The 6,903-nt window shown below is 61.0% G+C and carries 8 protein-coding genes; 4 read left to right on the top strand and 4 right to left on the bottom strand.

The window, feature by feature from the left end:
- A partial coding sequence (locus VL202_RS11020; RefSeq protein WP_325464160.1) for a LysR family transcriptional regulator occupies positions 1 to 393 on the bottom strand: 393 nt, incomplete at its 3' end.
- Between the two features lie 136 nt (positions 394 to 529).
- On the opposite strand from VL202_RS11020, the gene VL202_RS11015 reads away from it, so the two are divergent.
- Positions 530 to 1,765 carry a urate hydroxylase PuuD gene (locus tag VL202_RS11015; protein ID WP_325464159.1) on the top strand — a complete coding sequence of 412 codons (1,236 nt, stop codon included), beginning with the start codon at positions 530 to 532 and terminating at the stop codon, positions 1,763 to 1,765.
- Positions 1,762 to 3,096 (top strand): guanine deaminase, encoded by a 1,335-nt coding sequence (gene guaD / locus VL202_RS11010; RefSeq protein WP_325464158.1) that lies wholly within the window; start codon positions 1,762 to 1,764, stop codon positions 3,094 to 3,096. The genes VL202_RS11015 and guaD overlap by 4 nt, the downstream gene beginning before the upstream one ends.
- A 154-nt stretch (positions 3,097 to 3,250) precedes the next feature.
- Here the strand turns inward: guaD and VL202_RS11005 are convergent, their stop codons facing one another.
- Positions 3,251 to 3,484, bottom strand: a complete 234-nt coding sequence (locus VL202_RS11005; RefSeq protein ID WP_325464157.1) for a hypothetical protein — start codon at positions 3,482 to 3,484, stop codon at positions 3,251 to 3,253.
- Between the two features lie 295 nt (positions 3,485 to 3,779).
- On the opposite strand from VL202_RS11005, the gene VL202_RS11000 reads away from it, so the two are divergent.
- Both VL202_RS11000 and VL202_RS10995 read left to right on the top strand, forming a co-directional pair.
- Positions 3,780 to 4,616: a hypothetical protein gene (locus VL202_RS11000; protein WP_325464156.1), complete on the top strand. Its 837-nt coding sequence runs from the start codon at positions 3,780 to 3,782 to the stop codon at positions 4,614 to 4,616.
- Between the two features lie 174 nt (positions 4,617 to 4,790).
- Positions 4,791 to 5,813 (top strand): GH25 family lysozyme, encoded by a 1,023-nt coding sequence (locus VL202_RS10995; protein ID WP_325464155.1) that lies wholly within the window; start codon positions 4,791 to 4,793, stop codon positions 5,811 to 5,813.
- 26 nt (positions 5,814 to 5,839) lie between these two features.
- Here VL202_RS10995 and VL202_RS10990 read toward each other — a convergent pair whose 3' ends face one another.
- Both VL202_RS10990 and VL202_RS10985 read right to left on the bottom strand, forming a co-directional pair.
- Positions 5,840 to 6,223 carry a hypothetical protein gene (locus tag VL202_RS10990; protein WP_325464154.1) on the bottom strand — a complete coding sequence of 128 codons (384 nt, stop codon included), beginning with the start codon at positions 6,221 to 6,223 and terminating at the stop codon, positions 5,840 to 5,842.
- Between the two features lie 163 nt (positions 6,224 to 6,386).
- Positions 6,387 to 6,903 (bottom strand): IclR family transcriptional regulator (locus VL202_RS10985; protein WP_325464153.1); only part of this gene is annotated, 517 nt, incomplete at its 5' end.

Genomic DNA, 6,903 nt, shown 5'->3' with positions numbered 1-6,903 from the left:
ATTGTGGTCGGAGAGGCGCAGGCGCACCTCGATATCCGGATATTTGTCGTGAAATTCGGGAATGCCAGACGCGATCAGACGGCGGCCGATGCCGAGCGGTGCGGTGATCCGGAGCGACCCCTTCGGATTGTGCGAGAGATCGGCAATGGCGCTTTCCGCCTCGTTGACGGCCTCGATGATCTTGACCGCGCCCTGGTAGAACACCCGGCCATGTTCGGTCGGTGACAGCTTGCGCGTGGTGCGGTTGAACAGGCGTACGCCAAGATGCCGCTCCAGCTCCTTGATGCGGTTGCTGGCGACGGCAGGCGTCACCCGTTGGTCGCGGCCAGCGGAGGAGAGGGTGCCGAGTTCAACGACGCGGACGAAAACGCGGATATTATCGAGATAGGACATGACACCCCTTCTACCACAGGCGAAAGCCGACCACAGCGGGGGTGATCTTATAGATTTTTTTGAAAGTGTTGGGGATTAACCGGCATTTCGGTTGGTATCGCAGGATGGCAGAAGTCTCCCAAACAGGGAGGTCTACATGTATGAATACGCTATTGCCTGGGAATGGCTGACCTTCGCCGTCCGCTGGCTCCATGTCATCACAGCCATCGCCTGGATCGGTTCGTCTTTCTATTTCGTGGCACTCGACCTCGGCCTGCGCAAGCGCCCGGACCTTCCCGCCGGTGCCTATGGCGAGGAATGGCAGGTGCATGGCGGCGGCTTCTATCACATCCAGAAATATCTGGTGGCGCCGTCCAACATGCCGGAACACCTGATCTGGTTCAAATGGGAGAGCTATGTCACCTGGCTTTCCGGCTTCGGCATGCTGTGTCTCGTCTACTATGCGGGCGCCGATCTCTACCTGATCGATCCGACCGTGCTGGATGTGTCCAAGCCCGTCGCGATCGGCATCTCGCTCGCTTCGCTGGCGTGCGGATGGATCATGTATGACCTGCTCTGCAAGTCGCCCTTCGGCAATGACAACACCCGGCTGATGGTGGCGCTCTATTTCATCCTGGTCGCGGTTGCCTGGGGCTATACGCAACTCTTCACTGGCCGCGCCGCCTTCCTGCATCTTGGCGCCTTCACCGCGACGATCATGTCTGCCAACGTGTTCTTCATCATCATGCCGAACCAGCGCATCGTGGTGGCCGACCTGATCGCCGGCCGCACGCCGGATGCGAAATACGGCCGGATCGCCAAGCAGCGCTCGACGCACAACAACTACCTGACGCTGCCCGTCCTGTTCCTGATGCTGTCGAACCATTATCCGCTGGCTTTCGGCACTGAGTTCAACTGGATCATCGCCTCGCTGGTGTTCCTGATGGGCGTCACCATCCGCCACTATTTCAACACCCGCCATGCCAATGCCGGCAACCCGACCTGGACCTGGCTGGCGACCGTGCTTCTGTTCATCGTCATCATGTGGCTGTCGACCGTGCCGAAGATCCTGACCGGCGAGCCGGAACAGGCTTCTGCCGCTCAGCAGCCGTTCATTACGGCAAAAGCCTTTCCGAAGGTGCGCGACACCATCCTTGGCCGCTGTTCCATGTGCCATGCGCAGGAGCCGGGCTGGGAGGGCCTGATCAAGCCGCCGAAGGGCGTGGTACTCGAAAGCGATGCCCAGATTGCCGCCCATGCGCGGGAAATCTACCTGCAGGCGGGACGCAGCCATGCGATGCCGCCGGCCAATGTGACGGCCGTAACCGACGACGAGCGCAAGCTGCTGGCTGCCTGGTATCAGACAGTTGTGAACGGAGGAAAAACCCAATGACCGAACTCCTGATCCGTGGACGAGTGCTGTCCTTCATCGACGAGCCGCAGGGTATCGATGATACCGCATCCTATCGATACGAGGAGGATGGGGCCGTTCTCGTCCGGGACGGCAAGGTGGCGATGGCCGGCAATTATGCCGAGGTGAGCCGCATGGCGGCACCCGGGGTCGCGGTGGCCGACCACCGGCCGCACCTCGTGCTGCCCGGCCTGATCGATACGCATCTGCATTTTCCGCAGACGCAGGCAATCGCCTCCTATGGCGCGCAACTGCTCGAATGGCTGAACACCTACATTTTCGTCGAGGAGCAGAAATTCGCCGAGCCGGAACATGCGGCCTTTATCGCCGGACGCTTCATGGACGAGCTTCTGTCGAACGGCACGACGACGGCCGCCGCCTATTGTTCGGTCCATCCGCAGAGCGTCGATGCCTATTTCACGGCGGCCGAGCAGCGCGGCATGCTGATGATCGGCGGCAAGGTGATGATGGACCGCAATGCGCCGGATGCGCTGCGCGACACGCCGCAGAAGGGCTATGACGAGACCAAGCGGCTGATCGGCAAATGGCACGGCCGCGGCCGGGCGCACTATGCGATCAGCCCTCGCTTCGCCATCACCTCGACGCCGGAGCAGATGGAGATGAGCCGGGCGCTGGTGGCCGAACATCCGGATTGCTACGTGCAGACGCATCTGTCGGAAAACAGGGACGAGATTGCCTTTGCCACCTCGCTCTATCCGGATGCGAAGGACTATACCGACATCTATGCCCACTACGATCTTCTGACCGACAAGACGCTGCTCGGACACTGCATCTATCTCAGCGACCGGGAGATTTCGGTGCTGGCCGAGACTGGCGCAGTCGGCGTGTTCTGCCCGACCTCCAATCTCTTCCTCGGCTCCGGCCTGTTCGACCGCGACCGGTTCGACCGTCTTGGCGCCCGCTGGTCGGTGGCGACCGATGTCGGGGCAGGCACCAGCTTCTCGATGCTGGAAACGATGGACGAGGCCTACAAGGTGCTCCACCTGCAGGGCCAGCGCCTGTCGCCGCTCAATTCCTTCTACCGCATGACGCTCGGCAATGCCCGGTCGCTCGGACTTCAGGACCAAATAGGTTCGCTGCATGTTGGTGCCGACGCCGATATCGTCGTGCTCGATTCCAGCGGCAAGTCGGCAATGGAACTCAGGATGCGCACGGCGAAGTCGCTGGTCGATGAGCTGTTCATCCTGCAGACCATGGGCGACGACCGCTGCGTGGCCGAAGTCTATGTGGCGGGCAAGGCGATGAAGGGGCGGAAGCTGGCGGGGGCGAGGCGGGCGCTGGAAACAGCGTGAGGCTGCTTACCCTATCCATGAATATATTGGGAAAAATCCCCTCCCCACAGGGGGGAGGGGCCGATAGGACAGCGGGATCATTTCTGGCCGTGTTAACATCCGGGATAGCCGAAATACCCCTATTCGACATGACGGTCGGATAGGGTGACGGTTCTCACGAAGCCGAGAATTTCACTGTCACGCCGCGCTGCCGAAAGTAGGCCTGCATCAGCTTCCGGCCAGACCGATTGTTTTGCACAAGTTTCGCCGGGTCAAATACGGCCTCCTTCAACCCCGCTCGCGCCAACGCTGCCTTGAGCGTTACGATATGCGCGTCGATGTCAGCATTGTCCGCCTGAAGCGATTCATAAATACGTTTCGTTGCGTCTGCTACGGTCGGGTCGCTCACTGTTATGCTCCTGTTGCTGTCGGACTGGCGCTTACCACGTTCTTCGGCCTGACCCTATTGTGAGAAAAGAAGCCCCCGTCAATGGGTGACGACGGATTTGAAATGGCGTACCCGGATTCAAAGGCGCAAGAGCAGATCAGAATTCGGTAGTTCGGCCAGCGCATTCCCAGTGTAATCTTCGGCCGGCTTGCCGATTTGATCGTCAAAATGTTCCGCATCGAAAACGACCGGATTCCGGCGAGGCACAGGCATTCCGCCATTTGTCATTTCAACCCCGTTGTGCCACCTTCCCCGAATGACCCTTCGCACTATAAAAACCACCGTTCTGCTTGCCACTGCGGCCTTCCTGTTCAGCACAGATCTGTCATTCGCAGAAGACGAATGTAACGGGCGGGCGGCCGCCGTCGTTCAACGGGCCTACCCGGATGCGGTGAAGACGTCGGACACGAGCTTCAGCGCCAAGGGACTGGCGATCACGCTGCCGGCGGAAAGTGTCGTCGGGGACGATCCGCATGCGGTGATCTGCCGGGTCTGGCCGGTTTATCCGGAACTGATGCTGGCTGCCGTGCCGCTGATCGGCGGGCAGTCCAATGATGGCGATGCGGGGGATCTGGAACTGCTGGTGCTCGATGCGGCGAGCCTCGATGTCAGGCAGCGGCTCTATCTTGCCGGGCGCATGACAGACGATGCGGTGCGGATCACCCGGATTGCCTTCGACACAGCCCGGTATCGGCTGGCCCCCAAGCAGATCGCCTTCGGGCTGCGCATTTTCCAGCATGGCAGTTCGGGGCTCAATCCGTTCGGGGAGGTCGGTCTGTCGCTCTATACGATCGAAGATGGCAAGCTGACATCGGTGCTCTCCGGCATCACGGTCAGCGACAATCACGGCGAATGGGACACGAATTGCGCCGGGACATTCGACGAAAGCAGCCGTACGCTCTCGATGCAACCCACCACCCATCACGGTTATGCGGATATTCTGGTGTCGGAGATGTCCTCGGGGACGGTCGCGAGCGTGGCGGCAAACGGCGAATGCGTGGAAAAACGGGACGGACCGAAGGAATCGATCCTGCTTTTGACCTATGACGGCAAGGAATATTCCGTTCCCGAGAATATCAGATCCCTGGAGTGAGCCCCGACGAACGTTTGTCGAAAGGACGGCCAGGTGCCCCTGCCCGCGATCGTCGTTTTTGCGCAACGCGTCCCGAATTAATTCGGATTCAGCTTTTGTTGGTAATTTTCCGTTAGCAATTGAAGGCAGTGGAGGGCGCAGACCGCCCGGCTTCTGTTTTGCGTACGGGTTCCAATGCGTTTATCGGCTCTTTCAGCACTTCTTCTCGGCGGTTTAGCGCTTGCCGGCTGCACGTCGAGTTCCGGGCCGGAAAGCCTGTCCGCCGGGCTGCCCTCGAAGGAAGTCACCAGTTCGGTCGCGAAAGGCCCCGTGCCGGCGAACGATGTCGGAGCAATCATCGCCGCGGCCGAAAGCCATCCGGAACAACTGGCCTGGGCAGGCCAGATGTCGCAGCCGCAAGCTTTCGAATCCGTCACCACCGAGGCCATGGCCGTTCCGGCCGAACGGCCGGTCGCGCTGATGATGCCGGACACTCCGGAGGCGGAACCACGCACCCGGCACGGGCGGGCGCAGATCTACAGCCGCCAGTTCCGCGACGCGCATCCGATCAATTTCGGCAAGGCTTCACCCCGGAAAATGGCCGTGCATGGCGTCGATATTTCGCGCTGGCAGGGTGACATCGACTGGGCAAAGCTGCGCACGCAGGGCGCCAACTTCGCCTATATCAAGGCAACCGATGGCGGCGACCATCTCGACCCGATGTTCCGGAAGAACTGGAAGCGGGCCAAGGATGCCGGCATGAAGCGCGGCGCCTATCACTTCTTCTACTGGTGCCGCACCGCCGGCGAGCAGGCCGACTGGTTCATCCGCAACGTACCGCGCGATCCCGACGCGCTGCCGCCGGTGATCGACGTCGAATATAACGGCGAATCCAGCTGCCGCTTCCGCCTGTCGCGCGCCAAGGCGATCGAGAAGATGCAGGTATTCATGGACAAGCTGGAACGGCACTATGGCAAGCGCCCGGTGATCTACACCGCTCCGGACTTCTACCGCGACAACCTGACGGGCGAATTCAAGAACCACCCCTTCTGGCTGCGCTCCGTCGCCGCCCATCCGTCACAGATCTATCCGGGCCGCAAATGGCTGTTCTGGCAATATTCCGGCTCCGGCCTGTCGCACGGCGTCGAGGGCCGGATCGACCTCAACGTATTCCATGGCAGCGAGGAAGACTGGCATCGCTGGGTGGCACGCAATTGAGGAACGCGGTTTCGTCTCGGTTCTGATCAGACGATGGCGACGCGCTCGCCGAACGGGGTGTCATCGTCGAAATTGCGGGTTCCGATCTCGTCGCTTTCACCGGAAAAGCGGTGGCTTTCCGCTTCCTCGCCGCTGGCCTCCATTTTTTCGGATGCTTGATCGTCTTCCCGGCTCTGGGCATGCCTGTCATCAAGCGTCTCGATTTCGCCTTCCGTTTCATTGGATGGGCTGTCGTCGCTTGCGTCCTCCGTCACGTCGGCCCTCTTCAATGTGAGCAGATCGGCGTTGATCCGTGCCTGCCGTGCGGCGACCCAGGCATTGTCGGGTTCCGAACTGATCGACGTGCTCGTGTTGATCCGGGTCGGCGATGACGGGAAGCTGCGCAGGATGCGCATGACCGGGTCAACCATGAATTACCCTCCTGATGGGTGGGCAATGACGCCCGGACGTCTTGAACATAATGTGTTCGCAACCGATGCGCTGACAATTTCTGATCACGTCTGCGGCATCGCCATGTCCCGGCCACATGAGGCTGTGCCTTCCAGCTTGAAACGGCGAGAGACCATGGCCAGTCTAGAAATATCCTGCCGGCCCCCGTCCGCCCATCGCCTGCGTCACGCCGTCGGCTGCAGCCCGCACCAGCGGCCCTAGTTCAGCCAGCCTCTCGTCCGGCAGTCGCACCGCCGGTCCCGATACCGAAATCCCGGCGATCGCTTCGCCATATTCGTTGAAGATCGGAGCGGCGAGGCAGCGCATGCCGAGCGTGTGTTCCTCGTCGTCAACAGACCAGCCACGGACGCGGATGAGTTCGATATCGGCCAGCAGCTTGGGCAGGCTGTCACGGGTCTTGTCGGTGAAGTTGGTGAGGGGGCGAACCGAGAGCAGATCCTCGACCTCAGTGTTCGACCAGGTCGAGAGGATCGCCTTGCCGATACCCGACGCATGGATGGGGCCACGGCGGCCGGGGCGGAAGAAGGCGCGCATCGGCGCGTGGCTTTCGACCTGCGAGATGAAGACGACATCGCCGCCATCCTCGATGCCGATATTGGCGGTTTCGCCGGAATGTTCCATCAACTGTTTCAGGAATGGC

Source organism: Pararhizobium sp. (assembly GCF_035497515.1).
Taxonomy (GTDB): Bacteria; Pseudomonadota; Alphaproteobacteria; order Rhizobiales; family Rhizobiaceae; genus Pararhizobium.
The sequence above is the reverse complement of the archived record's forward strand: the minus strand, read 5'-3'. Positions and strand labels throughout refer to the sequence as shown.